Raw genomic sequence first — 25,108 nt, 5'->3', positions numbered from 1 at the left:
CCGCTCACTTCCGCCGAGGTCGCACGAAGTGTCGCTCCCGCGCCCTCGGAACGACGCTTTGTGACACCTCGGCGACCGGCACCCGGGGGTGTCGCGGCCGCGGGGCGGACGGGAGGCGCGGTGCCGGACGCAGGGCGTGCCTCCCGTCCGTCGGCTGCCGAGGTCGCTCGACGTGCCGCTCACTTCCGCCGAGGTCGCACGAAGTGTCGCTCCCGCGCCCTCGGAACGACACTTTGTGACACCTCGGCGACCGGCACCCGGGGGTGTCGGGGCCGCGGGGCGGACGGGAGGCGCGGTGCCGGACGCGGGGCGTGCCTCCCGTCCGTCGAGCGGTCACGACAACCCGCTCACCTCCGCCGAGCGGTCACGAAGCGTCGGTCCCGCGCGCTCAGAGCGACGGTTCGTGACCCCTCGGCGACTCGCACCCGGGGGTGTCGCGGCCGCGGGGCGGGCGGGAGGCTCGGTGCCGGACGCGGGGCGTGCCTCCCGTCCGTCGAGCGGTCGCGACACCCCGCTCACCTCCGCCGAGAGGTCACGAACTGTCGCTCCCGCGCGCGCGGAGCGACACTTCGTGACCACTCGGCACCGGACACCCGCGCGCGCCGGGACCCCCTGTCCGCATGCCGCGGCGCCCTCCGCAGCCACCGAGACCCCCGCGCGTAGCGTCCGCCCGGACGACCCACGAGGAGGAACCCCATGAAGGCAGTTGTCTGGCACGGCATCGGCGACATCCGGCTCGACGAGGTCCCGGAGCCCACCATCCAGGACCCGCACGACGCGATCGTGCACATCACCCGCTCGGCGATCTGCGGCACCGACCTCCACTTCGTCCGCGGCACGATGGCACCGATGGTCGAGGGCACGATCCTCGGCCACGAGGCGGTCGGCGTCGTCTCCCAGGTCGGCGACGCCGTCCGCGGGTTCAGCCCGGGCGACCGTGTCGTCATCAACTCGACCATCTCGTGCGGCGCCTGCCGGTACTGCCGCATGGGTCAGACCGCGCAGTGCGACGTGGCGAACCCGAACGGACCCCAGGCGGGCACGAGCTTCTTCGGCGGCCCGCAGTCGACCGGTCCCGTGGACGGCCTGCAGGCCGAGTACGTCCGGGTGCCGTGGGCGCAGAACACGATGCACCCGCTGCCCGAGAACGTCAGTGACGAGCAGGCGATCCTGCTCTCCGACATCTTCCCGACCGGCTGGTTCGGCGCCGAGCTCGCCGGGGTCCGCCGCGGTGACGTCGTCGTGGTGTTCGGCGCGGGGATCGTCGGCCAGTTCGCGGCCGCCTCGGCCTACAAGCAGGGCGCCGGACGCGTCATCGTCGTCGACGGGCACGAGACCCGGCTCGCCGCGGCCCTCGCGCAGCACTGCGAGGTCGTCGACTACAACGAGGAGGACCCGGTCCAGGCGATCCTGGACCTCACCAACGGCATCGGTGCGGACGCCGTCATCGACGCGGTCGGCGTGGACGCGGAGCGCCCGAAGCACGGCCCCGCGGCGGTGTCCGACGAACAGGCCGCCGCCTTCGACGCCGAGGTGCAGCAGGTCGCGCCCGACGCCTCGCCCGACGGGTTCGGCGAGCACCAGCAGTGGAAGCCGGGCGACGGGCCCTCCCAGGTCGCCCAGTGGGCAGTCGCCTCGGTCGCCAAGTACGGCCGGATCGGGATCATCGGCGTGTACGGGCCGACCGCGCAGTCGTACCCGATCGGCGAGGCGATGAACAAGAACCTCACGATCCGGATGGGCAACTGCGACCACCACTCGGTCACCCCGCCGCTCATCGACATGGTCGCGGCCGGGCAGTTCGACCCGACGGCGCTCATCACCGAACACGAGGGCATCGGCTCCGCCATCGAGGCCTACGAGGCCTTCGACCGCCGCGAACCCGGCTGGATCAAGGTCGAGCTGACGGAGCTGACCGCCTGACCGGGCCGCCTGACCGGGCCGGCGCTGCGCGTCACGCGGTGTCCGCCTGGAGGCCCGGTGCCGGTCCCACGGGCCGGCACCGGGCCTCCAGGCGGTCACGCCGCGACGGCCGGTGCGGCTTCTCCTGCACCGATGCGGTTCTCCGCGGAGTTCCCCACACGTCGGCCCCACGGTCGTCCGAGGCGGGGACGGTGGGCCAGGATGGGACGCATGACCGACCAGCGGATCGCCGTCGTCGTCCTCGCCGCCGGGCAGGGCACACGCATGAAGTCCTCGCTCCCCAAGGTGCTGCACCGGCTCGCCGGCCTGCCCTTGATCGCCCACGTGCTCCGGACCGCAGAGTCACTGTCCCCGGACCACGTCGTCGTGGTCGTCCGGCACGAACGTGACCGAGTCGCCGCCGAGATCACCGAGCGTGCGCCCGACGCCCTCGTCGTCGACCAGGACGACGTCCCGGGTACCGGACGTGCGGTGGAGGTCGCAGTGGACGCGCTGCCGGCCGACTTCGACGGTGTCGTCGTGGTGCTCTCCGGCGACGTGCCGCTGCTCGACGCGCCGAGCCTCCACACCCTCGTGACCGCGCACGGCGACGGCGGACACGGCGCCACGTTCGTCAGCGCCATCGCTCCCGACCCGACCGGGCTCGGGCGCATCGTGCGCGACGCCGACGGGGCGTTCGCCGGGGTCGTCGAGCACAAGGACGCCACACCGGAGCAGCTGCAGATCACCGAGGCCAACGCCGGCATCTACGCGTTCGACGTCACCCACCTCCGTGCGGTCCTGCCCTCGCTGACCACCGAGAACGCCCAGGGCGAGAAGTACATCACCGACGTCCCGGCCCTCGTCGCCGCCCGCGGTGGTCGGGTCGACGTCGTCACGCTGACCGATCCGTGGCTCGTCGTCGGCATCAACGACCGCGCGCAGCTGTCCGAAGCGGCCCGAGAGCTCAACGCCCGGATCGTCCGTCGTCACCAGCTGGCCGGCGTCACCGTGCAGGACCCTGCTTCGACCTGGATCGACCTCGACGTCACGATCGAACGCGACGCCGAACTGCTGCCCGACACGCAGCTGATCGGCGCGACGGCGATCGCCAGCGGTGCCGTCGTCGGGCCGGGCACGACCCTGCGCGACACCGAGGTCGGCGCCGGCGCCACCGTGAACCGCGTCGACGCGACCCTGGCGGTCATCGGCGACGGCGCCTCGGTCGGACCCTTCGCCTACCTGCGTCCGGGCACCATCCTGGGCGAGCGCGGCAAGATCGGCACCTTCGTCGAGACCAAGAACGCCGTGATCGGCCGCGGCAGCAAGGTCCCGCACCTGTCGTACATCGGCGACACCGAGGTCGGCGAGGACTCCAACATCGGTGCGAACACCATCACCGCGAACTACGACGGCGTCCACAAGCACCGCACCGTCATCGGCTCCGACGTCCGGACCGGATCGCACAACGTGTTCGTCGCCCCGGTTAGGATTGGCGACGGGGCGTACACCGGTGCAGGCACGACAGTCCGCAAGGACGTGCCGGCCGGGTCGCTCGCGATCAGCTACGCCCCACAGCGCAACTCCGAGGGATGGGTCGAGGAGAACCGACCCGGTACCCCGGCGGCCGAGGCAGCTCGGCGCGCGCGAGGCGAATGACACCTTCGACGGTCCCCGTGGCCGTCAGCGGTGGGCCCCGACCGGAGCCCAGGACATCGGCCCCGGCGGGTCAGATCGACCCCTTCACGGGGTCAGGGAGTGAGCACCACACGTGTCCGGAATCAAGACAACCGGCCAGAAGCGACTCGTCCTGGTCGCAGGGCGAGCGCACCCGGAACTGTCGAAGGCGATCGCGGAAGAGCTCGGTGTCGACCTCGTCCCGACCGACGCCCGGACCTTCGCCAACGGTGAGCTCTACGCCCGCTTCGACGAGTCGGTGCGCGGGTGCGACGCCTTCGTCATCCAGTCGCACACCGCCCCGATCAACGAGTGGCTCATGGAGCAGCTCATCATGGTCGACGCCCTGAAGCGCGCCTCGGCCAAGCGCATCACCGTCGTCGCCCCGTTCTACCCGTACGCCCGGCAGGACAAGAAGGGCCGCGGCCGCGAGCCGATCTCGGCCCGCCTGGTCGCCGACCTGTTCAAGGCCGCCGGCGCCCACCGCATCATGAGCGTCGACCTGCACGCCCCGCAGATCCAGGGCTTCTTCGACGGCCCGGTCGACCACCTGTTCGCGATGCCGGTGCTCCTCGAGCGCTTCCGCGAGATGCTCGACCCCGCGACCCTGACCGTCGTGTCGCCCGACATGGGCCGCGTGCGCGTGGCCGACATCTGGTCCGAGAAGCTCGGAGCGCCGCTGGCGATCATCCACAAGCGCCGCGACCCGCTCGTCCCGAACCAGGTCTCGGTGCACGAGATCGTCGGTGACGTCGCCGGCCGCTGGTGCCTGCTCGTCGACGACCTCATCGACACCGGTCGCACGATCGCCAAGGCAGCCGAAGCGCTCAAGGCCAGCGGCGCCAAGGGCGTCGTCGTCGCCGCCACCCACGCGGTGTTCTCCGACCCGGCGACCGAGCTGCTGCAGAGCGAGTTCATCGACCGCGTCGTCGTCACGGACACCCTGCCGGTACCGCACGAGAAGCGCTGGGACAAGCTCGAGGTCCTGCCGATCGCTCCGCTCATCGCCCGCGCCATCCACGAGGTGTTCGACGACGGTTCGGTGACGTCGATGTTCGACGGCGCCGCCTGAGTCCTCGGACGCCAGCGTGGCCCTGACTCCGCGAGACGCTCTCGCCGCCCGGCTCCGGGCGGGCGGGAGCGTCTTCGCCGAGGACGAAGCCGACCTGCTGCTCGCTGCCGGTGACGGCGACCCGACGCGCCTCCGCGGGCTGCTGCAGCGCCGTCTGGCGGGGGAACCACTCGAGTACGTCCTCGGCTGGGCGGCCTTCGACGGACACCGGGTGCGCGTGACCCCTGGTGTCTTCGTGCCGCGGGCACGGACCCGGGTCGTCGTCATCGAGGCCGCTCGACGCCTGCACCGCTACGACCGGGTCGTCGACCTGTGCTGCGGTGCCGGAGCGATCGGGATGGCGCTGCTCGAACGGATCGGCGCGCTCGACCTCGTCGCGGCCGACATCGACCCGGACGCCACCGAGGTCGCGGCCGAGAACCTCGGGGACCGGGGGATCGTCGTCACCGGCGACCTGTTCGCGCCGCTGCCGACCCGGTTCCGCGGGCAGGTCGACGTCCTCACCGTGAACGCCCCCTACGTGCCGACGGACGCCATCGGCTCGATGCCGACCGAGGCCCGCGACCACGAGCACCAGGTGGCCCTCGACGGCGGCGCGGACGGCCTGGACGTGCACCGGCGGATCGCTGCCGGAGCGGCCGAGTGGCTCCGGCCCGGCGGTGCCGTCGTCATCGAGGTCTCGGGCGTCCAGGCGCCGGTGTCGGCCGGGCTCTTCCGCGCTGCCGGGTTCACGGCGGATCTCGCTCGCGACGACGAGGTCGACGGCACCTGCGTCGTCGCCACGCTCCCCGCCTGACGCTTGCCCGCCGGACGCCGGACGCCGGACGCCGGACGCCGGACGCCTGACGCTTCCCCGCCGGACGCCTGCCCCCTGCCCGCCCGACCCCTGCGAGCCGAGACCCGGCCGCCGGAGCCCCGTCGTTCGCCCCAGACGCGGCGGAGTCGCCGAGACGCGGCGGAGTTGCCGAGACGCCGGGGAGTCGCTGAGACACCGCAGAACTCGGCGGCGTCCGACCACTTCGGCGGCGCCGAGTGCAGACGGGGGCGTCTCGCCGGTGGGACGGACCCGTGGGCGGTGACCCGCGCCTCCCGTCAGGACGCGGAGATGGTGACCCCGTGCCAGCCAGTCGCTCCGTTCGGTGCGGGCGGACGCTGCACGTTCGTCTGCACCTCGCCGTCGGCGCTGACCGCGCGGACCTGCACCTCGTGCTGCCCCGCGACGGCCGTCCACCGGTACACCCACTGCCGCCACGTGTCAGCCGAGACCGAGTCGGCGAGCTCGGCGTCCTGCCATCCGGCGGAGCCGACCTTCACCTGCACGGCCTTCACGCCGACGTGCGGCTGCCAGGCGACGCCCGCGATCGGGACACGGTCGCCGACCTTGACCGAGGTGCCGTCGCCGGGGGTGTCGATCCGCGACTCGAGTTTCACCGGGCCGCGCTCGGACCAGCCGCGCGGTGTCCAGTAGCCCTGCGCCTTCGCGAACCGGGTGACCTCGAGCTCGGTCACCCACTTCGTCGCGGAGACGTACCCGAACAGCCCCGGGACGACCAGCCGCGCCGGGAACCCGTGTTCGGCGGGCAACGGCGAGCCGTTCATGCCGACCGCCACGAGCGCCTGCGTGCCCTCGTCCTGCAGCACGTCGAGGGGGGTGCCGGCGGTGAACCCGTCGATGCTCCGCGAGAGGACCATGTCCGCGCCGGACTTCGGCCGGGCGCGGGCGAGGAGCGTCCGGATCGGGTAGCCGAGCCAGAGCGCGTTGCCGATGAGGTTGCCGCCGACCTCGTTCGAGACGCAGCTCAGCGTCGCCATGTGCTCTTCGAGGGGGAGGGCCAGCAGCTCCGCCCAGGTGATCTCGACGGTCTCCTCGACCTCGCCGTGGATCTTCAGCGACCAGTCGGCGGGGTCGATCGACGGCACGCGCAGAGCCGTGTCGATCCGGTAGAAGTCGGCGTTGGGGGTGACGTAGGGCGTGATGCCCGTCACGTCCAGGCTCGCACCGGCCGGCACCGGCGGCGCGGTGGTCGCCGGCGTCGGCAGTCGCACGGCCCGGCGGACCGCGGCTGCGGCCTGCAGGGACGCCGACCCCAGCCGGGAGGCACTGCCCACCACCGCCGCGACCGCTGCGGCGGTCACTGCCCACCCGATGAACGAGCGGCGCTGCACGCCGCCAGCGCGCTCGGCGTCGGCGGTGGGCACCGCGCGGGCGTCCTCCCACCGGCGGAGGCGCTGCAGCAGGAGCCGGAGCACGATGATCGACGCGGCCACACCGAGCACCGTCGGGGCGCCGTCGAAGGTGCCGCTGCCGGAACGGGTGGTGACGGCGAGCAGCGCGAGCACCCCACCGGCGGCGAACACCAGCGCGCCCCACGGCGGCCGGCGACGTTCGAGGATGCCGGCACCGGCTGTGATGACCACGAGCAGGACCGTCATGAGTGCGAACAGCGCGACCTTGTCGCCGGTGCCGAACAGCGACACCATGAGGTCCTTCGCGCCTCGGGGTGCGAGGTCGATGACCGCGGAGCCGACGGCCACGAGCGGACTGCCGGCGCCGCCGAGCAGCAGCGCACCGAGCTCCGCGACGGCGAGGAACGCGAGCATGGCGATCACCCCGACGAGCGCGGCGGCCCAGCGACGGTGCGGGAGGAGGCGCGGGTCAGGCTCGGTCACCCACGGATGGTAAGTCAGCGCCGCTGGGAACGGGCGGTCCGCTGCGCGGAACGGGTTGGGGGAGCGTTCATCCCCGGTCGTGCCGGTGGACGCCGTCGTCGTGGCAGGATCGTCACCGTGCCGAGGCGACCGATCCGTGTTCCGGGTCCTGGTCGTGCCCGCGGGGACCGGCAGCGCTGGTCGCCGTACCGCCGACTCCTCGCGCTGCGGTGGGCGATCGTCGGGCTCTGGGCCGCCCTGGTGACGGCACGGATCCTCGTCGTGAACGCCGATCCGGACGCCGACCTGACCGCGTTCGGCATCGCCGAAGTCGCCGCCGTCGTCATCGGGGTGACGGTCATCGTGATCGCCGTCCTCCGTGCCCGGTCCATCAGCCGACGACGAGCGGACGACCTGCTCGCCACGGCCGTCCGTCGGGTCGACCCGACCGTCTGGCTCGTCCCGGCCTCGGCGACTCCGGAGCTCCGCGGGACGCTGGAAGCGGTGCGCCCCGAGGTGCCGCTCGCACGGCACGTGACCTGGGCGTTCGGTGCGACCGAAGCGTCGCTGTGGGAACTCGACGAACGTCGGGCCACCCGGTTGCTCGTCATCCGGTGGAGCCGCGTGGTGCACGTGGGCGTCGAGGACGTCCTGGTGCCCGGGGCCGGACGACGGACCGCGCCCGCGATCGTCGTGCACTACGTGCGGCCTGACGACACCACCGCGGTCGCGACGTTCTTCGTGCGTGCGGCGCCCGGTTCGGACCGCCTGCTCGGCCGCGGCGACCGGCTGGACGAACTCCTGGCCCGGTTGGCCCGCGAGCGCATCGTCGCCTGAGACAGACGACCCGACCGCACGCCGCACGCGACCCCCGCCCCGCGATCCGCACCCCGCGGCCCGCACGCCGCACGCAACCCCCGCCCCGCGATCCGCACCCCGCGGCCGCAGTACGGACCGAGGGCCCCGTCGACGACGAGGCCCTCGGCTCGGAACGATCGGGATCAGTGCGTCGACGGCTCCTGCTCGACCTCGGGACGCCCCTCGTCGGACCACAGCGTGTGGAACGTGCCGTCCTTGTCCATGCGCTGGTAGGTGTGCGCTCCGAAGAAGTCGCGCTGCCCCTGGATCAGGGCGGCGGGCAGTCGCTCGGACGCCAGCGAGTCGAAGTACGACAGCGCCGACGAGAACCCGGGCGCCGGGATCCCCGACGCAGCAGCGATCCCGACGATGCGACGCCAGGCTGCTTCACCCTCGGCGACGGCGTTCGCGAAGTACGGGTCGACGAGCAGCGACGCGAGCTCCGGGTCCTTGTCGTACGCCTCGACGATGCGGTTGAGGAACTGGGCGCGGATGATGCAGCCACCGCGCCAGATCTTCGCCATGTCGCCGAGCGCGATGTCCCAGTCGTACTCCTTGGCCCCGGCGATGATGAGGTCGAAGCCCTGCGCGTACGCGACGACCTTCGAGGCGTAGAGCGCGGCCCGGACGTCGTCGGCGAAGGTGTCCGGCACCTCGGCGATGTCGGGGCGCTTCGTGACGGACTTCCGGACCGCTTCGCGCTGCGTCGGCTTCGACGACACCGCACGGGCGAACACCGCTTCGCCGATGCCGGAGACCGGGATGCCCAGGCCGACGGCGTTCTGCACGGTCCAGACGCCGGTGCCCTTCGAGCCCGCTTCGTCGCGGATCAGGTCGACGAGGGGCTTGCCGGTGTCGGCGTCCTGCTGCTTGAGGACCTCGCCGGTGATCTCGATCAGGTAGGACTCGAGGTCGCCCTTGTTCCACTCGTCGAACACCTGCACGAGCTGGTCGACGCTGTAGCCACCGACGCGGCGGAGCAGGTCGTACGACTCGGCGATGAGCTGCATGTCGGCGTACTCGATGCCGTTGTGGACCATCTTCACGAAGTGGCCGGCACCGTCGGTACCGACGTGCGTGACACAGGGCTCGCCCTCGGCCACGGCGGCGATCGACTTCAGGATCGGCCCGAGGGTCTCCCATGCCTCGTCCGAGCCACCGGGCATGATCGACGGCCCGTGCAGGGCGCCCTCTTCGCCACCGGAGATGCCGGTCCCGACGAAGTTGAGGCCCTTCTCCTTGAGGTCGTGCTCGCGACGGATGGTGTCGTGGAAGTTGGCGTTGCCGCCGTCGACGATGATGTCGCCTTCCTCGAACCGGTCGGCGAGCTGCGAGATCACCGCGTCGGTGCCCTTGCCGGCCTGGACCATGATGATCGCCGTCCGCGGCTTCGACAGGGACGCCACGAACCCGTCGATGTCCTCGGACGCGATGAAGCCCATGTCGCCGTGCTCGTTCATGAGCTCTTCAGTGCGGGCGTAGGTGCGGTTGTAGACCGCGACGGTGTTGCCCTCACGCGACGCGAGGTTCCGCGCCAGGTTCGAGCCCATCACCGCGAGGCCGATGACCCCGATGTTCGCCTTGTCGTTGTTCTCTGCCACGTCGACTCCTTCGTGTCTGGACGGCCACCGCCAATCTATGCAGCCGCCCGTGTGACCACCCAGGTCTTCCGCATCCTGTGGACCACGAGGCCCCCGGTTCGTACTGTGGAGGAATGGCCGATGCGACCGTCCTCCCGCCCGTGCTCGTGATGGGGGTCTCCGGATCCGGCAAGTCGACGGTGGGTGAAGCGCTGACGCGTGCCCTCGTCGAACGGGGACAGGCAGCCGAGTTCGTCGACGCTGACGGACTGCACCCGCAGGCGAACAAGGACAAGATGCACGCTGGCGTCCCCCTGACGGACGAGGACCGGCGCTCGTGGCTCGACGCCTGCTCGGCACGGATCGCCGAGGTGCAGCGGTCCGGCTCCCGGTGCGTGATGGCGAACTCCGCGCTGAAGCGCGCCTACCGCGACCGTCTGCGTGAGGACGCCCCCGACCTGTTCATCGCGTTCCTCGACGGCTCGCGCGAACTCATCGCCGAGCGGCAGAGCCACCGGCACCACGAGTACATGCCGAACTCGCTGCTCGACTCGCAGTTCGAGACGCTCGAGCGTCCCGGGTCCGACGAGGCATCGGCGGCGGTCCCGATCCGCGGATCGGTGGACGAGACCGTCGCGGCCATCCTCGCGATCGTGCCCTGAGCCTCCAGACCGGAACCGAGCCCGCCGTGAACCAGACCCTGCTCTGACCCGCACCCCGCCCGTGGACCACGAAGCACTCGCCGAGGTCGCCAGGACGCTCCTCCGCAGCGCCCCGGCCGACTTCGTCGCGGACCGCACCACCCGACAGCGTGCGCTCCGCGGGGAGGACCGCGAGCTGGCCGCCGCCGTCGGCGCGCTCCGCAAACCCGCGCCGGCCGCCTGGGTCGTCGACCTGCTCGCCCACGACGAGACGCAAGGCAGCGCCCTCGACGACGCCGTCGCCCTCGGGCCGTCCCTCCGCGCCGCGCAGGAGCACGCCGACCCGCACGAGATCGCGACGCTCCGGAAGCAGCGGACCCAGGTGGTCGAGGCGCTCGCCGCAGCGGGCGCCGACCTCGCCGAACAGGCCGGACACGTCGTCACGAGCGCGGTGCTCGACCAGGTCCGCGCCACGATCGAGGCGGGCATGGCGGACCCGCACGCCGGTGCCGCGATCCGTTCCGGCCTGCTCGTCCGTCCGCTCGAGGGCGTCGGCTTCGACCCGGTCGACCTCGACGACACGCTCGCCGTCCCGGATGCGGTGCCGGACGCCTGGTCCGGCAGCGACGCGCCTCCCATCCCGATCACAGCCGGGAGGCGCGGTGCGCGTCGGTCCCGCAACTCCCGTCCCGCAGACCCCGACGAGCGCGACCATGTCGACACCGGGACGGACGAGGCGGGGGCGGGACGGGCCTCCCGTCCGGCTGACCGTGACCCGGCGGCCGATCGTCGCGCCGCACGGGAGGCCGAACGCCGGGCCCGCCAGGTCTCCCGCGACGCCGATGCCGCGCTGGACGACGCCGAGTCGGCCCTGGAGGACGTCGAGGAACGACGGACCGACCTCGACCGCCGCCGCCGCGACCTCGAGCGCCAGCTGGACGCGCTCGAGGGGGAGCGGACCGACCTCGACGTCGAGGCCGAGCGGCTGGGTCACGAGCGTGCCGACGCCGAGCGGGCGAGCGACCGTGCGCGGGAGGACCTCGTCGCGGCCCGCCGTCGGCGCCACGAGCTCGACTGACGTCGTCCACCAGCCTCGCCCCTCATCCACTCGGATGAAAGCCGATCCAGCGGCTCGCACCGCCCGTGCCGGCCGCCCTACGCTCGGCGCCATGCCCTTCTCCCTCCGCCGGCTCCGGCACGCCGCAGCGCCCGCTGCCGCGGTCGCGTACCTCGTGTCCTGGGTCCTCGTCGAGGCGGGACGACCCGACGTCGACGGCATCCTGGTGGTGGTCCTCTTCGCCGTAGCGATCGGCCTGGCGAACTGGATGCCGTCGCTGAGCCTCGGGCTGGTCGTCGCGGTCCCGCTGCTGCAGGCCCTGCGCCTCCTCGTCCGGCCGGGCAGCACGACCTGGCCCGAGTACATCGCCATCGCGATCGTCGTCGGCTTCGTCGGTGCCGGCCGTTCCGGAGCGCTCCGCTGGTCGGCCGTCCCGGTACTCGGGCTCGCCAGCGCAGCGGCGGCTTGGGCGATGGCCGTCCCGAGCTCCGCGGAACAGGACGTGTGGGCGTCATGGTCGGGGTCACGCTCCGGCACGCGCTCTGACCTCGCCTTCCTGGCGCTCGCGATCGCCGGCGCGAGCGGGATCGCCTGGGCGGTCGGCGTCGCGGTCGGTGCGGCCTGGCGGGTCGGTCTGGCCCGGGTGCGCGTCGTCGAGGCCGAGCGGGAGACCGAGGCGACGACCGCCGAGCTCGTCGCAGAGCAGGAGCGTGCGCGGATCGCGCGGGACGTCCACGACTCCCTCGCGCACTCGCTCGCCGTGGTCGTGTCGCAGGCGCAGGGGGCCGCTGCCATCACCGGCGCCGACGGGCTCGCGGCTGCTGCCCTGCGGGACATCGCCGAGGTCAGCCGCACGGCGCTCGGCGACGTCCGGTCGCTCGTCGAGCGGATCCAGGGCTCCGGCCAGGAGGCTCGCCACGGCCTGGCAGACGTCCCGCACCTGATGGAGGACATGCGGGAACTCGGGATGGACGCCGATCTCGAGCAGCACGGGAAGGTCGGGACCCTCGGCACGGCGACCGCGGGTTCGGTGCACCGCATCGTGCAGGAGAGCCTCACGAACGTGCTGAAGCACCAGGGCAGGACGGCATCGGTCCGCGTGGTGTTCGACTGGCGAGGTCCGGGACTCGGCATCGTCGTCAGCTCCCGCGGAGACGCGCCGCTCGTCACCCTCGACGGACCCGGCTCCGGGGTCGCCGGGATGCGGGAGCGCGCCCGGCTGTCCGGCGGTTGGCTCCGCGCTGGAGTTGGTGACCAGCCGCACGAACACGTCGTGACCGCCTGGGTGCCGACCCGACCGACCGGCGCGGACGACCAGACCGTCGAGACAGTCGGAGCGGCTCGATGAGCCCGATCCGCGTCGCGGTCGTGGACGACCAGCGCCTGTTCGCGTCGGGCATGCAGATGCTCGTCGACGCCCAGGAGGACATGACCTGCGTCGGCATCGCCGCTGACGGAGCCGAGGCGCTCACGCTCTGCGCCGACACAGATCCCGACGTCCTGCTCCTCGACCTCCGGATGCCGGTGCTCAACGGCATCGCGACCCTGGCCCGGCTCGCCGCGCTGGGCGGTGACCGGCCGAGGGTGATCGCCCTCACGACCATCCGTCGGGACGACGCCGTCCTCGCGGCACTCCGCGGCGGGGCTGCGGCGTTCCTCACCAAGGACGCCCGCCCCGAGGTCGTCACGAGCACCATCCGGGACGTGCACGAGGGCCGCCCCGCGCCGACCGAGACCGAGGCGCTCGACCTGCTCCGCGCCGAGGGGACCCTCGTCGAGACCGACCGGAGCGACGAGGTGCTGGACGCGTTGACGGCTCGGGAACGCGAGGTCTTCCTCCTGGTCGCGAAGGGCCTCAGCAACGCTGAGATCGCGACGTCGGTGTTCCTCAGCGAGGCCACCGTGAAGACCCACATCCGCTCGGTCCTGCAGAAACTCGGGCTCCGCAACCGCATCCAGGTCGTCATCACCGCACACGAACGCGGCCTCGTCCGCGCCTAGGGGGAACCATGCGCATCACCACCCGGGTCGCCAAGACCGGCACCCTCGTCCTCGTCGCCGCCGGCCTGGGCGGTGCCGTCCTCCACGGCCTGCCGGAACCCGCCGACCACGCCGTGGAGCCGACCACGACGAAGGACGTCGCGTCGTGGGCCATGCCGCTCGACGGCTGGGTCGCTCCGGGCGGTCACGAGCAGGACTACGTCGAGATGCTCGTGGAGTTGCCGTGCTTGCGAGCAGCCGGACTCGACGTCCCAGCACTGCCGTGGGCCACGGTCGACGGGCTGCACGCGGCCGATGACGCGATGGACTCCACCGCCCGGGCGAACCCGTCACCCGCGCTGGCCACCACCCGCCCGCTCACGGCCGAGCAGGCGGAGTCCCGCGGGTACCACGGTCCTTCGACCGCTGGCGCGAACCGCGACGGCTGGGAACGGTGGGCGTACGCACCGGGGTTCAACGATGCCTTCGCCGCTCTCCCGGCCGGTGCGTCCGAACGCTGCCTGGAACGTACGCGCCGGTCACTCGGCACCGGTGGCGGTGGGCAGGAGGCGTCCGAGACGGCGCAGCGTCTCACGTTCCTGGCGTCGGTCGCCGCCCGGCAGGACCCGACCGTGGCGAGGGCCGCGACCGCCTGGCGGACGTGCATGGCACCGAGCGGTCTGACGGACCTCCCCTCCGGGCCCGAGGGCATGCCGACCGGGTCGATGCGGGTGCTCAAGGTCGACGGTGACCAGGTGTCGCCGCTCTCGGACGAGGTGGGCGCCGCCGAGGTCGCGGTTGCCGAGCGGGACGTCCGCTGCCAGCGCTCGTCGGGGTACCGTCAGGCCCTGTACGACGCCGAGTGGTCGCGCCTCCTGCACGTCACGGCGCGCGATGCGGCCGTCCTGGCGGCGACGGAGCCCGACCAGGCGACCCTCGCCGCCCGGCTCGACCGTGTCGTCGAGCGGCTCGCGCCGGACGCGCCGACGGACGTCGACTGACACCGCGAGCGACGGAAGACGACGAAGGGGAGGCCCCGCGCACGACCCGCGCCGGGCCTCCCGTCCGTCGTGCGCCCGATCCACCGCGCGTGCGACACGCCCGGGCCGGTACTGGTAGGCTTTCCCACGACTTCGGCGAGGGCCGCGTACGCGCGGCCGTGATCGACGCAGTGGGAGACCCGGCCAGACTCTGGGACCGTTCCTCACGCGTGCACGCGTTCGAGTTGCAACACCACAGACCCCCGATGCCGGCACTCCGGCGTCGTCCCCGACACCAGGAGGCATCATGGCTGACTACACCAAGCTCGCGGCGGAAGTCCGCACCAAGTTCGGCAAGGGTGCGGCGCGCAAGCTCCGCGCTGCCGACAAGATCCCCGCCGTCGTCTACGGCCACGGCACCGAGCCGAAGCACATCAGCCTGCCGGGCCACGAGACCATGCTGCTCGTCCGTACCGCCAACGCGGTCGTCGACCTCGACATCGAGGGTGCGGCCCAGCTCGCCCTCGTCAAGGACGTCCAGCGTGACCCGGTGCGCCAGATCATCGAGCACATCGACCTCGTCGTCCTCCGCCGTGGCGAGAAGGTCACCGTCGACGTCCCCGTGGTCGTCGAGGGCGAGTCCTTCTCCGGCACCATCCACGTGCAGGACCTCAACACCGTCTCGCTGCTCGTGCTGGCGACGGACATCCCCGAGCACGTCGTCGTCGACGTCGAGGGCCTCGAGGACGGCAAGCAGATCGTCGCCTCCGAGCTGACCCTCCCCGAGGGCGCCGAGCTCGAGACCGACCCGGAGGCACTCGTCGTGCAGATCGTCACCCCGCGTGGCACCGCTGACGACGAGGCCGCTGACGAGGCCTCCGCCGAGGCCGGCGCCGAAGCCGGTGCCGAGGGCGGCTCCGCCCCGGTCGACTCCGAGTAAGCAACACCCCGAAGAGGCATCTGGTCGACGCTGATGGCAGATCGTTCGTTCGTCGTGGTCGGGCTCGGGAACCCCGGGCCCGACTACTCGGGCAACCGCCACAACGTCGGCCAGATGGTCCTCGACGAACTGGCCGCCCGCATGGGTGCCACGTTCAAGAAGCACAAGACCCCGAACCAGGTCGCCGAGGGGCGCCTGGTGCCGGGTGGCCCGAAGCTCGTCCTCGCGAAGCCCGGGTCGTTCATGAACACCTCCGGGGGACCGGTCTCGGCCGTCCTCGGGTTCTACTCCGCGTCGCCGGAGGACCTGATCCTGGTCCACGACGAGCTCGACCTGCCGTTCGACACCGTGCGCCTCAAGGGCAACGGCGGGCACGGCGGGCACAACGGCATCCGCGACGTCATCAAGGCGACGAACACGAACGAGTTCGCCCGGGTGCGGGTCGGTATCGGCCGCCCGCCCGGCCGCCAGGACCCGGCCGACTACGTGCTGCGGGACTTCGCCGCAGCCGAGAAGAAGCTCCTGCCGAACCTGCTGGCCGACGCCGCCGACGCAGTCGAGGCGATCGTGACCGATGGCCTGCTCGCCGCGCAGCAGCGTTTCCACGCGCCCGCCTGACCGCAGGTCCTGACACGGGACCGGACGGGAGGCCCGTTGCGGCCCCGCCACGCGCCTCCTGTTCGCCCGTCGCGCACCGGGCAACCGCTGTCGGGGGCCGCCGGTACCATCGTGTGAGTGACGATCTCGGGCCTCATCCCTGCGCTCTCGCGCGCCTCCTCCTTCGATCGTGCGCTCCGTGCCGCTCCTCGTGACGCCGACTTCTCGGTCGTCGACGGGCTCCGCGTACCGCTGTTCGCCGCGCTCCTGGCCGCCCGGACCGGCCCGCAGTGCGCCTTCGTCATCACCGCCACCGGCCGTGAAGCCGAGGCGGTCCGTGACGCCCTGAGCTGCACGATCCCGGACGCCGACGTGCTCGAGTTCCCGGCGTGGGAGACCCTGCCGCACGAGCGCCTCAGCCCGAGCCCGCAGACGGTCGGCACCCGCATCGCCACACTCCGCGCGCTGCAGCGGTGGCGGGACACCCCGGCCGACGAGCGCCGCACGACCGTCGTCGTGGCCAGCGTCCGTGCCGCCCTGCAGCCGATCGCCGACAACCTCACCGAGCTCGCCCCGGTCGTGCTGCACACCGGGTCACGCGGCAACGACCTCAGCCGGCTCGCCTCCCAGCTCGTCGACCTGGCCTACGCCCGCGTCGACCTGGTCACCCGTCGTGGCGAGTTCGCCGTCCGCGGTGGCATCCTCGACGTCTTCCCGCCGACCGCCGACCACCCGGTCCGCGTCGACTTCTTCGGCGACGAGATCGACGGCGTCAAGGCGTTCTCTGTCGCCGACCAGCGTTCGACGGAGGACGACCTGGGCTCGGTCGAGCTGACGGCCTCCCGCGAACTGCTCCTCAGCGACGATGTCCGGCAGCGGGCGCGCGAGATGCTGCACGAGTTCCCGAACCTGTCCCAGATGCTGGCCAAGGTCGCCGAGGGGATCCCGGTCGAGGGCATGGAGTCCCTCGCACCCGCACTCGTCCGGAAGCTCGTCCCGGTCACCGACTACCTGCCCGAGGCAGCGACGATCGCGGTGTTCTCGCCCGAGCGGGTCAGCGGTCGCGCGCACAGCCTGGCCGAGACCAACCAGGAGTTCCTGCAGGCCGCCTGGAGCGCCGCGGTCGCCGGAGCGCAGGCGCCGATCGACCTCGACGCCGGCAACTTCAAGACGGTGCAGCAGCTCAAGAACACCCGCGGGCAGCGCACGTGGTGGACGGTGTCGCCGTTCGACTCCGGTGCCGACGAGCCGATCACCGACTCCGACGCCGTGGCCGAGGCGGGGGAGTACATCCGCGTGCCGGGCGAGTCGATCCCGAGCTTCGCGGGCAGCGCCGACGGAGCGGTCGCCCACGTCAAGGAGCTCACCGCCGACCAGTGGGCCGTCGTGGTGACCGCGCAGGGCCAGGGGCTCGTCGAGCGAGCGGTGCAGGTGCTGGCCGACGCCGGGGTGGCCGCGCGCGCCGGGGCGTTGGACGGGCCTCCCGAACCGGGTGTCGCCATCGTCACGACCGCCAGCGTCGAGCACGGGTTCGCCGTCGCCGACCCGCGCATCGCGCTCTTCAGCGAGGCCGAGTTCTACGGCCGGAGCGTCCAGCAGGGCGCCCGGACGGTCAAGAAGCTGGCGAGCCGCCGGAAGAACGTCGTCGACCCGCTGCAGCTCAAGCCGGGCGACGTCGTCGTGCACGCGACCCACGGCATCGGCAAGTTCGTCGAGCTCGTCAGTCGCGAGGTCTCGAGCGGCGGCCGGAACGCCGTGAAGCAGCAGCGTGAGTACCTGGTGCTCGAGTACGCGCCGTCGAAGCGGAACTACCCGGGCGACAAGCTGTCCGTGCCGACCGACCAGCTCGACCAGCTGTCGCGGTACGTCGGTGGCGAGAACCCGACCCTGTCGAAGATGGGCGGCTCGGACTGGTCCGCGGCGAAGTCCAAGGCGCGCAAGGCCGTCCGCGACATCGCCGTCGACCTGGTGAAGCTGTACTCGGCGCGGATGGCGTCGAAGGGGCATGCGTTCGGCCCGGACACCCCGTGGCAGCGCGAGCTGGAAGAGGCGTTCCCGTTCGCGGAGACCGCCGACCAGCTGACCACCATCGACGAGATCAAGCGCGACATGGAGAGCCCGATCCCGATGGACCGGCTGCTCTCCGGCGACGTCGGCTACGGCAAGACCGAGGTCGCGATCCGTGCGGCGTTCAAGGCCGTGCAGGACGGCAAGCAGGTCGCGGTCCTCGTGCCGACCACACTGCTGGTCCGTCAGCACATGGAGACGTTCCAGGAGCGGTTCGCCGGGTTCCCGGTGAACCTCCGCGCCCTCAGCCGGTTCCAGACCGAGAAGGAGTCGAAGGAGACGCTCGCGGGCCTCGCCGACGGCACGGTCGACATCGTCATCGGCACGCACCGGATCCTGTCGCAGAACGTGCAGTTCAAGGACGTCGGACTCGTCATCATCGACGAGGAGCAGCGGTTCGGCGTCGAGCACAAGGACCAGCTGAAGAAGCTCAAGACCAACGTCGACGTCCTGGCGATGTCCGCGACGCCGATCCCGCGCTCGCTCGAGATGGCGGTCACCGGCATCCGCGAGATGTCGACCCTGGCGACCCCGCCGGAGGACCGGCACCCGATCCTCACCTTCGTCGGGCCGCAGTCCGACCTGCAGGTGGCCGCGGCGATCAAGCGCGAGATGCTCCGCGAGGGGCAGGTGTTCTACGTGCACAACCGCGTCAAGGACATCCAGTCGGTCGCCTCGCACCTGGCCGAGATCGTGCCGGACGCCCGCATCGGCGTCGCGCACGGGCAGATGGCGGAGGGCACGCTCGAGCAGGTCATGGTCGACTTCTGGGAGCGTCGGTTCGACGTCCTGGTGTCGACGACGATCATCGAGACCGGCCTGGACATCGCGAACGCGAACACGCTGATCATCGACAAGGCCGACAAGTACGGGCTGTCGCAGCTGCACCAGCTGCGCGGCCGGGTCGGTCGTGGCCGGGAGCGCGGCTACGCGTACTTCCTCTACGACGCCGAGAAGCCGTTGTCCGAGACCGCGCAGGACCGCCTCGAGACGATCGCCGCGAACAACGAACTGGGCGCCGGCATGCAGGTCGCGATGAAGGACCTCGAGATCCGCGGCGCGGGCAACCTGCTCGGTGGCGAGCAGTCCGGCCACATCGCGGGCGTCGGCTTCGACCTGTACCTCCGCATGATCGGTGAGGCGGTGTCGCAGTTCCGCGGTGACGTCGCCGAGGGGCAGACCGAACTCCGGCTCGAGATCCCCGTCGACGCGCACATCCCGGACGACTACGTCGAGTCCGAGCGGCTGCGCCTCGAGGCGTACCAGAAGCTCTCCGCCGCCTCGGCCCCGGCCGCGCAGGCCGAGGCGATCGACATGGTCCTCGACGAGCTCACCGACCGCTACGGCACCCCGCCGCAGGCGGTCCTCACCCTCATCGAGGTCTCCCGTCTCCGCCGGATGGCGCAGCAGGTCGGCCTGTCCGACGTCGTCGTGATGGGGTCGAACCTCCGGGTCGCCGGCAAGGAACTGGCCGATTCGGCGCAGGTCCGGCTGAAGCGGATGTTCCCGGGGGCGCGCTGGTTCCCGCAGCAGGACGCGGCGAGCATCCCGGTGCCGAAGCCGCACGGCGAGACCCTGCCCGACGACGCGCTCATCGGCTGGGTGGAGACCATCCTCACCGCCGTCTACGGCGCTCCGGCGCGCGAAGAGGCGTCGACGGTCTGACCGGCGACCCGACGTGATCGTCGCTCGCACCTGACGGACGGGAGGCCCGTGGCGGATCCGCCACGGGCCTCCCGTCCGTCAGGTGGTCGCTACTCGGTCGCCTCGGCTTCGGAGAGCTCGCGACGCTGCCGGTAGCGGCGGGCGCGGACCGACACGACGACCGCGGAGGCGACCATCGCCATGCCGGAGCCGACGAGCACGGCGAGGACGCCCTCGTCGACGATCTCCTCGTTCGCGGCGAACGCCAGCTCGTTCATGAGCAGCGACACGGTGAACCCGATGCCGCCGAGCACTCCGACGGTCATCACCGAACCGAACGACAGGGTCGACCGACCGGGTCCGCGGAACAGTCGACCCGCGATCGTGCCGAACAGGGTGATGCCGATGACCTTGCCGACCGGCAGCGCGAGGACGACGCCCCAGAACGTCGGCGAGAGCTCAGCGATCCCGACCGCGGGGATGACGACCGCGGCGGAGACGAAGGCGAAGACCGGCAGGACGATGGCGTTCGAGTACGGCTCGACCTGCTCGTGGAGCGTGCCGCCCGGACGGCGGGGGAGCACCAGGCCGAGCGCGACACCGGCGATCGTCGCGTGCACCCCCGAGTGGTACACGAGCCACCACGTGACCAGGCCGATGACGACCATCGCGACGATGAGGAACGGCTGCGCCCGGCTGCCGGGGCGCAGCCGTCGGCCGAGGACCGCGAAGACCACGAGCAGGACCGCGGCGCCGCCGAGCGCCAGGAAGTCGGTGCCGTGCGCGAAGACCACCGCGATGATGACGATCGCGATGAGGTCGTCGAGGACGGCCAGGGCCAGCAGGAACACCCGGATCGTGGAGGGCAGGCCGCGACCGAACATCGCCAGGACTCCGAGTGCGAACGCGATGTCCGTCGCCGTCGGGATCGGCCAGCCGTGCGTGTACGGGGTGCCGGAGGTGACGAGCAGGTAGACCAGCGCTGGGACGAGCACACCGCCGACCGCTGCGATGGCGGGGACCACGGCGGTCTTGGGGTTCGCGAGTTCGCCGGCGACGAGTTCGTGCTTCAGCTCCACCGCGACGAGCAGGAAGAACACCGCCAGCAGGCCGTCGCTCACCCAGTGCGCGATCGACAGGTCCAGCCCGAGCGCTCCCCACGGGGTGTGCCAGTCGAGGCCACGCTCGAGGCCCGGGCCGAGCGCGGTGTTCGCGATGACCAGGCCGAGGACGGCGGCGGACAGCAGCGCGATGGCGCTGAACCGAGGGGAACGGACGAAGGAGGGCATGCGACTCCGGAGGCGATTCGGGAACGGGGAACGGATCGTCGACCAGACTTCCCGACACGCCTCGACCATCGTACCGGCTGCGGCTGCGGCTGCGGCTGCGGCTGCGGCCGCTGTCCGATCGGCGTCCGACGGGTGCGACCGGCGCCGACGGGTCCGATCGATGCGGAGCCGGCGGTGGCAGCATGGCGGCATGACCTCCGTTGACGAACTCGTCGCCGTCGTGGACCGCCTGCTCGACCCCGAGCACGGATGCGTCTGGAACCGCGAGCAGACCCATGCGAGCCTCGCCCGCTACGCCGTCGAGGAGACCTACGAACTGGTCGACGCCATCGACGGCGACGACACCGACGAACTGCGCGAAGAACTCGGCGACGTGCTGTACCAGGTGGTGTTGCACGCCGGGATCGCCGCGCACCAGGGGCGGTTCGACCTGGACGACGTCGCCGACGGTGTCCGCGAGAAGATGCAGCGCCGCCACCCGCACGTCTTCGGGGACGAGGAAGCGCACACCGTCGAGGACGTCGTCCGGGTCTGGCGTGCCGCGAAGGCCGCCGAGAAGGCGGGGCGCAGCAGCGTGTACGCCGGCGTGCCGCGGGCGATGCCGCCGCTCGAGCGTGCGGTGAAGCTGTTCGAACGACTGGAGGAGCGTGGGGACCTGCACGCGGCGGTCGCCTCGGTCGCGGACGGCAGCGTCGTGGAGCAGGTCGGGGTGGACGTCGGGACCGCTGGTCTGGCCGTGGACGAGGCGGTCCAGCAGCCGTTCGGCAGCCGTGTCGACGTCGCCTGGGGAGCGGGGATGCTCGCCGAGGTGGCGGTGGTGCACGAGCAGGGGATCGACCCGGTAGCCAGCCTGCGCGCGGCGGTGACGCTGCTGGAGGCGGCAGCTCGCCAGGCGGAGCTGGACCCGGCGGCGGAGCTGGACCCGGCGGCGGCACCGGACCCGGCGGCGGCACCGGACCCGGCGGCGGCACCGGACCTCGCAGCGGAGCGGCTGCACGGAGACGAAGAGCGGGCGTCCTCCTAACCCGAAAAAGGAGGACGCCCGCGAGCGGGAGAAGACGCCACCAGGGAGCAACGTCGTCAGGGGATCCCGCTCGAACCGCGTGGGCGTTTGCAGCACTTGCCCTCGCTGACGACCGATGCGTGGATCAGGCACCCACCGGCCGAGGTTCTGGATGAAGCATATCAGCGGACACCAACGGTCTGCAACCAGCCCCGGTGCTCTGCGAGAATCGACGACATGGCGACGACCGTGACGGCCCCCCGGGGCATGCGAGACCACCTCCCGGCCGACAAGGCGCGGCGCGAGCACGTGCTCGGCGTCATCCGGGGCGTCTACGCACGCCACGGGTTCGACGAGATCGAGACCCCCGTGCTCGAGGACGCCGCGCGCCTGCACTCCGGACTCGGCGGCGACAACGAGAAGCTCGCGTTCGCGGTCATGAAGCGCGGCCTGAGCGCGGAGGACCTGCACCGGGCCGAGGCGCCCCTCGAGCTCGCCGACCTCGGCCTCCGGTTCGACCTGACCGTCCCGCTCGCCCGCTTCTACGCGTCCCACCGCGCCGAGCTGCCCACCGTCTTCCGCGCCGTGCAGATCGCGCCGGTCTGGCGTGCCGAGCGACCGCAGAAGGGCCGCTACCGCCAGTTCGTGCAGTGCGACATCGACATCCTCGGCGAGCCCGGGCAGCTGGCCGAGATCGAACTGATCCGTGCGACCACGGCAGCGCTCGACGCCCTGGGCATCGCCGGCACGTCGATCCGCATCAACGACCGCCGGATCCTGCTCGCGCTCCTCGCCTCGTGGGGGATCGCCGAGCAGACGGCCGCCGACCGCGCGCTCATCACGGTCGACAAGCTCGACAAGATCGGACCGGACGGCGTCGCGAAGGAGCTGGGCGAGACGCTGGAGATAGACGGCGCCGGGCTCGCCGACACGATCCGCGCGCTCGAGTCCGCCGACTGGGACAGCGTCCGCGGCGCCGCGTGGCTGGACGCCGAGGCCTTCGCGGACCTCGAGCGACTGCGGGCCGCGCTGCCGGGCGTCGACCTGCGCTTCGACCCGACGCTCGTGCGCGGCATGGGGTACTACACCGGGACGATCTTCGAGGTCGCCCACCCGGACTTCGGCTACAGCCTGGGCGGCGGCGGGCGCTACGACGGCATGATCGGCCGCTTCCTCGGCCAGGACGTGCCGGCGGTCGGGTTCTCGCTCGGGTTCGAGCGGCTCGTCGACCTGGTCACGTTGCCGGACGCCGACGCGGACGACGCCGTCGTGCTCGTGTACGACAAGTACATCGACCCGGTGCGCCTCGCCGCCCTCAAGACCGAAGCCCTCGGGTCGCACCACCGGGTGCGCCTCGAGAAGCGCACGAAGAACATGAAGAACCTGCTCGCCGGCCTGGTGGAGCAGGGCTTCGGGTCGTTCGCGACGGTGGACTCCGACACGACGACGCTCGACGGCGTCGTGTTCCGGCCGCTCGCCTGATCGACGCCCACCGGTCATCCACAGGCCGCCGTCGGCAATGACCGGCGTCGCTAGGATCGACCGTGAACCACAACAACCCAACGACAGGGAGTACCCAGTGGCAGTGATCGATGCCGTAGGCGCACGCGAAGTCCTCGATTCCCGAGGCAACCCGACGGTCGAGGTCGAGGTCCTCCTGGATGACGGCGTCGTCTCGCGCGCGCTCGTTCCCTCCGGTGCCTCCACCGGCGCCTTCGAAGCGTACGAACTGCGTGACGGCGACGACTCGCGCTACGGCGGCAAGGGCGTCCTCAAGGCCGTCGAGGCCGTGCTCGACGAGATCGGCCCGGCGCTCGAGGGCTTCGACGCCACCGACCAGCGCCTCGTCGACGCCGCGCTCATCGAGCTCGACGGCACCGAGAACAAGTCCCGCCTCGGCGCGAACGCGATCCTCGGCGCCTCGCTCGCCGTCGCCCGTGCCGCGGCCGACTCGGTCGACCTGCCGCTGTTCCGCTACCTCGGTGGCCCGAACGCGCACACGCTGCCGGTCCCGCTCATGAACGTCGTCAACGGCGGTGCCCACGCGGACACCAACGTCGACATCCAGGAGTTCTTCCTGGTGCCCTACGGCGCCGAGTCCTTCTCGGAAGCGCTCCGCTGGGGCGTCGAGACCTACCACGCGCTCAAGGGCGAGCTGAAGAAGCAGGGTCTGGCGACCGGCCTCGGCGACGAGGGCGGCTTCGCTCCGGAGCTCGCCTCGAACCGTGCAGCGCTCGACTTCCTGCTCGCCGCCATCGAGAAGGCCGGCTTCACCCCGGGCAAGGACATCGCGCTGGGCCTCGACGTCGCCAGCACCGAGTTCTTCCACGACGGCAAGTACGCGTTCGAGGGCAAGCAGCTCTCCAGCCAGGAGTTCACCCAGTACTTCGTCGACCTGGCGCGCGACTACCCGCTCGCCACGATCGAGGACCCGCTGGCCGAGGACGACTGGGAGGGCTGGACCCACCTGACCGCCGAGCTCGGCTCGAAGCTGCAGATCGTCGGCGACGACCTCTACGTCACGAACCCGAAGCGCCTGCAGCGCGGCATCGACGAGAAGGCCGGCAACTCGATCCTGGTCAAGGTGAACCAGATCGGCACGCTGACCGAGACCCTCGACGCGGTCTCGCTCGCCCAGCGCCACGGCATGACGGCGATCCTCTCCCACCGCTCCGGTGAGACCGAGGACACCACCATCGCCGACATCGCGGTCGCGGTCGACGGCGGCCAGATCAAGACCGGTGCGCCGGCCCGCTCGGACCGTGTCGCGAAGTACAACCAGCTCCTCCGCATCGAGGAAGAGCTCGGCGACGCCGCGGTCTACGCCGGCCGCTCGGCGTTCCCGCGATCGGCCTCGCTGTAACCAGCACCCTCGGAACGCCGTCCTCCCCACTGGGGAGGGCGGCGTTCTGCCGTGTCCACGGGCCGAGGCGTACCCGGGGAGGTGCGGCGGGCCTCCCGGCCGAGACGCCCCCGTCTGCGGATGGCGCCGCGCTCCGGGTGAGACGCCGCGGATCCCGGCGGCGTCTTGCGAACTTCGCGGCGTCTCGCGGACTTCGCGCCGTCAGGCCTGGAGGCCCGTGGCGCGCCTCCAGGCCGGCTTGCCGTCCCTGAGAGGGTCCGGCACACGCGCGTGCCGCAGGTGGCGGACCCCCGGCGCCGCGTTATCGTC

The 25,108-nt window shown here is 71.9% G+C and carries 19 protein-coding genes; 16 read left to right on the top strand and 3 right to left on the bottom strand.

Annotated features, from left to right (window positions below; translation table 11 throughout):
• Nucleotides 1–696: 696 nt before the first annotated feature.
• The 4 genes from QCD68_RS08455 (at nucleotide 697) to QCD68_RS08440 (ending at nucleotide 5,447) form a co-directional block, all read left to right on the top strand.
• Nucleotides 697–1,923, top strand: a complete 1,227-nt coding sequence (locus tag QCD68_RS08455; protein ID WP_301222693.1) for an alcohol dehydrogenase catalytic domain-containing protein — start codon at nucleotides 697–699, stop codon at nucleotides 1,921–1,923.
• 210 nt (nucleotides 1,924–2,133) lie between these two features.
• Nucleotides 2,134–3,561 (top strand): bifunctional UDP-N-acetylglucosamine diphosphorylase/glucosamine-1-phosphate N-acetyltransferase GlmU, encoded by a 1,428-nt coding sequence (gene glmU, locus QCD68_RS08450; RefSeq protein WP_301222692.1) that lies wholly within the window; start codon nucleotides 2,134–2,136, stop codon nucleotides 3,559–3,561.
• A gap of 112 nt (nucleotides 3,562–3,673) precedes the next feature.
• Entirely contained in the window at nucleotides 3,674–4,651 is a 978-nt protein-coding gene (locus tag QCD68_RS08445; RefSeq protein WP_301222691.1) for a ribose-phosphate diphosphokinase, read from the top strand.
• 16 nt (nucleotides 4,652–4,667) lie between these two features.
• The gene (locus QCD68_RS08440) at nucleotides 4,668–5,447 is read left to right on the top strand and encodes a putative protein N(5)-glutamine methyltransferase (protein ID WP_301222690.1); all 780 of its coding nucleotides are present in this window, start codon (nucleotides 4,668–4,670) and stop codon (nucleotides 5,445–5,447) included.
• A gap of 296 nt (nucleotides 5,448–5,743) precedes the next feature.
• On the opposite strand, the gene QCD68_RS08435 is transcribed toward QCD68_RS08440, so the two are convergent.
• On the bottom strand, nucleotides 5,744–7,252 hold the full coding sequence (locus QCD68_RS08435; protein WP_301222694.1) for a molybdopterin-dependent oxidoreductase: 1,509 nt from the start codon (nucleotides 7,250–7,252) through the stop codon (nucleotides 5,744–5,746).
• A gap of 186 nt (nucleotides 7,253–7,438) precedes the next feature.
• On the opposite strand from QCD68_RS08435, the gene QCD68_RS08430 reads away from it, so the two are divergent.
• Complete coding sequence (locus QCD68_RS08430) at nucleotides 7,439–8,137, top strand: hypothetical protein (RefSeq protein WP_221849429.1); 699 nt, start codon at nucleotides 7,439–7,441, stop codon at nucleotides 8,135–8,137.
• 164 nt (nucleotides 8,138–8,301) lie between these two features.
• On the opposite strand, the gene gndA is transcribed toward QCD68_RS08430, so the two are convergent.
• The gene (gene gndA, locus QCD68_RS08425) at nucleotides 8,302–9,759 is read right to left on the bottom strand and encodes an NADP-dependent phosphogluconate dehydrogenase (protein ID WP_301222689.1); all 1,458 of its coding nucleotides are present in this window, start codon (nucleotides 9,757–9,759) and stop codon (nucleotides 8,302–8,304) included.
• Between the two features lie 113 nt (nucleotides 9,760–9,872).
• Here gndA and QCD68_RS08420 point away from each other — a divergent pair, with 113 nt between their 5' ends.
• The 8 genes from QCD68_RS08420 to mfd all read left to right on the top strand — a co-directional run bounded on the left by QCD68_RS08420 (nucleotide 9,873) and on the right by mfd (nucleotide 19,665).
• Nucleotides 9,873–10,400: a gluconokinase gene (locus tag QCD68_RS08420; protein ID WP_301222688.1), complete on the top strand. Its 528-nt coding sequence runs from the start codon at nucleotides 9,873–9,875 to the stop codon at nucleotides 10,398–10,400.
• A 61-nt stretch (nucleotides 10,401–10,461) separates the two neighbouring features.
• Complete coding sequence (locus tag QCD68_RS08415) at nucleotides 10,462–11,457, top strand: hypothetical protein (RefSeq protein ID WP_301222687.1); 996 nt, start codon at nucleotides 10,462–10,464, stop codon at nucleotides 11,455–11,457.
• A gap of 91 nt (nucleotides 11,458–11,548) precedes the next feature.
• Nucleotides 11,549–12,784 carry a sensor histidine kinase gene (locus QCD68_RS08410; protein ID WP_301222686.1) on the top strand — a complete coding sequence of 412 codons (1,236 nt, stop codon included), beginning with the start codon at nucleotides 11,549–11,551 and terminating at the stop codon, nucleotides 12,782–12,784.
• Entirely contained in the window at nucleotides 12,781–13,437 is a 657-nt protein-coding gene (locus tag QCD68_RS08405; RefSeq protein WP_111076432.1) for a response regulator transcription factor, read from the top strand. Before QCD68_RS08410 ends, QCD68_RS08405 begins: the two co-directional genes overlap by 4 nt.
• Nucleotides 13,438–13,445: 8 nt before the next feature.
• Nucleotides 13,446–14,417, top strand: coding sequence for a hypothetical protein (locus QCD68_RS08400; RefSeq protein WP_301222685.1), 972 nt, complete (start codon nucleotides 13,446–13,448; stop codon nucleotides 14,415–14,417).
• 286 nt (nucleotides 14,418–14,703) lie between these two features.
• On the top strand, nucleotides 14,704–15,336 hold the full coding sequence (locus QCD68_RS08395; RefSeq protein ID WP_111076430.1) for a 50S ribosomal protein L25/general stress protein Ctc: 633 nt from the start codon (nucleotides 14,704–14,706) through the stop codon (nucleotides 15,334–15,336).
• Between the two features lie 33 nt (nucleotides 15,337–15,369).
• Nucleotides 15,370–15,954, top strand: a complete 585-nt coding sequence (pth, locus tag QCD68_RS08390; RefSeq protein ID WP_111076429.1) for an aminoacyl-tRNA hydrolase — start codon at nucleotides 15,370–15,372, stop codon at nucleotides 15,952–15,954.
• A gap of 117 nt (nucleotides 15,955–16,071) precedes the next feature.
• On the top strand, nucleotides 16,072–19,665 hold the full coding sequence (gene mfd / locus QCD68_RS08385; protein WP_301222684.1) for a transcription-repair coupling factor: 3,594 nt from the start codon (nucleotides 16,072–16,074) through the stop codon (nucleotides 19,663–19,665).
• Nucleotides 19,666–19,754: 89 nt separating this feature from the next.
• Here the strand turns inward: mfd and nhaA are convergent, their stop codons facing one another.
• Nucleotides 19,755–20,933: a Na+/H+ antiporter NhaA gene (gene nhaA / locus QCD68_RS08380; protein WP_301222683.1), complete on the bottom strand. Its 1,179-nt coding sequence runs from the start codon at nucleotides 20,931–20,933 to the stop codon at nucleotides 19,755–19,757.
• A gap of 190 nt (nucleotides 20,934–21,123) precedes the next feature.
• Between nhaA and QCD68_RS08375 the strand changes: the two genes are divergently transcribed.
• The 3 genes from QCD68_RS08375 (at nucleotide 21,124) to eno (ending at nucleotide 24,799) form a co-directional block, all read left to right on the top strand.
• The gene (locus QCD68_RS08375; RefSeq protein WP_301222682.1) at nucleotides 21,124–21,957 is read left to right on the top strand and encodes a MazG family protein; all 834 of its coding nucleotides are present in this window, start codon (nucleotides 21,124–21,126) and stop codon (nucleotides 21,955–21,957) included.
• A gap of 216 nt (nucleotides 21,958–22,173) precedes the next feature.
• Nucleotides 22,174–23,418 carry a histidine--tRNA ligase gene (gene hisS, locus QCD68_RS08370; protein ID WP_301222681.1) on the top strand — a complete coding sequence of 415 codons (1,245 nt, stop codon included), beginning with the start codon at nucleotides 22,174–22,176 and terminating at the stop codon, nucleotides 23,416–23,418.
• A 97-nt stretch (nucleotides 23,419–23,515) separates the two neighbouring features.
• Nucleotides 23,516–24,799 (top strand): phosphopyruvate hydratase, encoded by a 1,284-nt coding sequence (eno, locus tag QCD68_RS08365; protein ID WP_111076424.1) that lies wholly within the window; start codon nucleotides 23,516–23,518, stop codon nucleotides 24,797–24,799.
• Nucleotides 24,800–25,108 lie beyond the last annotated feature (309 nt).

It is taken from the genome of Curtobacterium sp. PsM8 (assembly GCF_030433875.1).
Taxonomy (GTDB): domain Bacteria; phylum Actinomycetota; class Actinomycetes; order Actinomycetales; family Microbacteriaceae; genus Curtobacterium.
The sequence above is the reverse complement of the archived record's forward strand: the minus strand, read 5'-3'. Positions and strand labels throughout refer to the sequence as shown.

Bases quoted from the DNA above. Each gene is read 5' to 3' on its own strand.
- QCD68_RS08395 (WP_111076430.1), top strand. From the start codon at position 14,704: ATGGCTGACTACACCAAGCTCGCGGCGGAAGTCCGCACCAAGTTCGGC.
- QCD68_RS08405 (WP_111076432.1), top strand. From the start codon at position 12,781: ATGAGCCCGATCCGCGTCGCGGTCGTGGACGACCAGCGCCTGTTCGCG.
- pth (WP_111076429.1), top strand. From the start codon at position 15,370: ATGGCAGATCGTTCGTTCGTCGTGGTCGGGCTCGGGAACCCCGGGCCC.
- QCD68_RS08455 (WP_301222693.1), top strand. From the start codon at position 697: ATGAAGGCAGTTGTCTGGCACGGCATCGGCGACATCCGGCTCGACGAG.
- nhaA (WP_301222683.1), bottom strand. From the start codon at position 20,933: ATGCCCTCCTTCGTCCGTTCCCCTCGGTTCAGCGCCATCGCGCTGCTG.
- QCD68_RS08435 (WP_301222694.1), bottom strand. From the start codon at position 7,252: ATGCTCGCGTTCCTCGCCGTCGCGGAGCTCGGTGCGCTGCTGCTCGGC.
- hisS (WP_301222681.1), top strand. From the start codon at position 22,174: ATGGCGACGACCGTGACGGCCCCCCGGGGCATGCGAGACCACCTCCCG.
- QCD68_RS08420 (WP_301222688.1), top strand. From the start codon at position 9,873: ATGGCCGATGCGACCGTCCTCCCGCCCGTGCTCGTGATGGGGGTCTCC.
- QCD68_RS08410 (WP_301222686.1), top strand. From the start codon at position 11,549: ATGCCCTTCTCCCTCCGCCGGCTCCGGCACGCCGCAGCGCCCGCTGCC.
- QCD68_RS08400 (WP_301222685.1), top strand. From the start codon at position 13,446: ATGCGCATCACCACCCGGGTCGCCAAGACCGGCACCCTCGTCCTCGTC.
- glmU (WP_301222692.1), top strand. From the start codon at position 2,134: ATGACCGACCAGCGGATCGCCGTCGTCGTCCTCGCCGCCGGGCAGGGC.
- QCD68_RS08375 (WP_301222682.1), top strand. From the start codon at position 21,124: ATGACCTCCGTTGACGAACTCGTCGCCGTCGTGGACCGCCTGCTCGAC.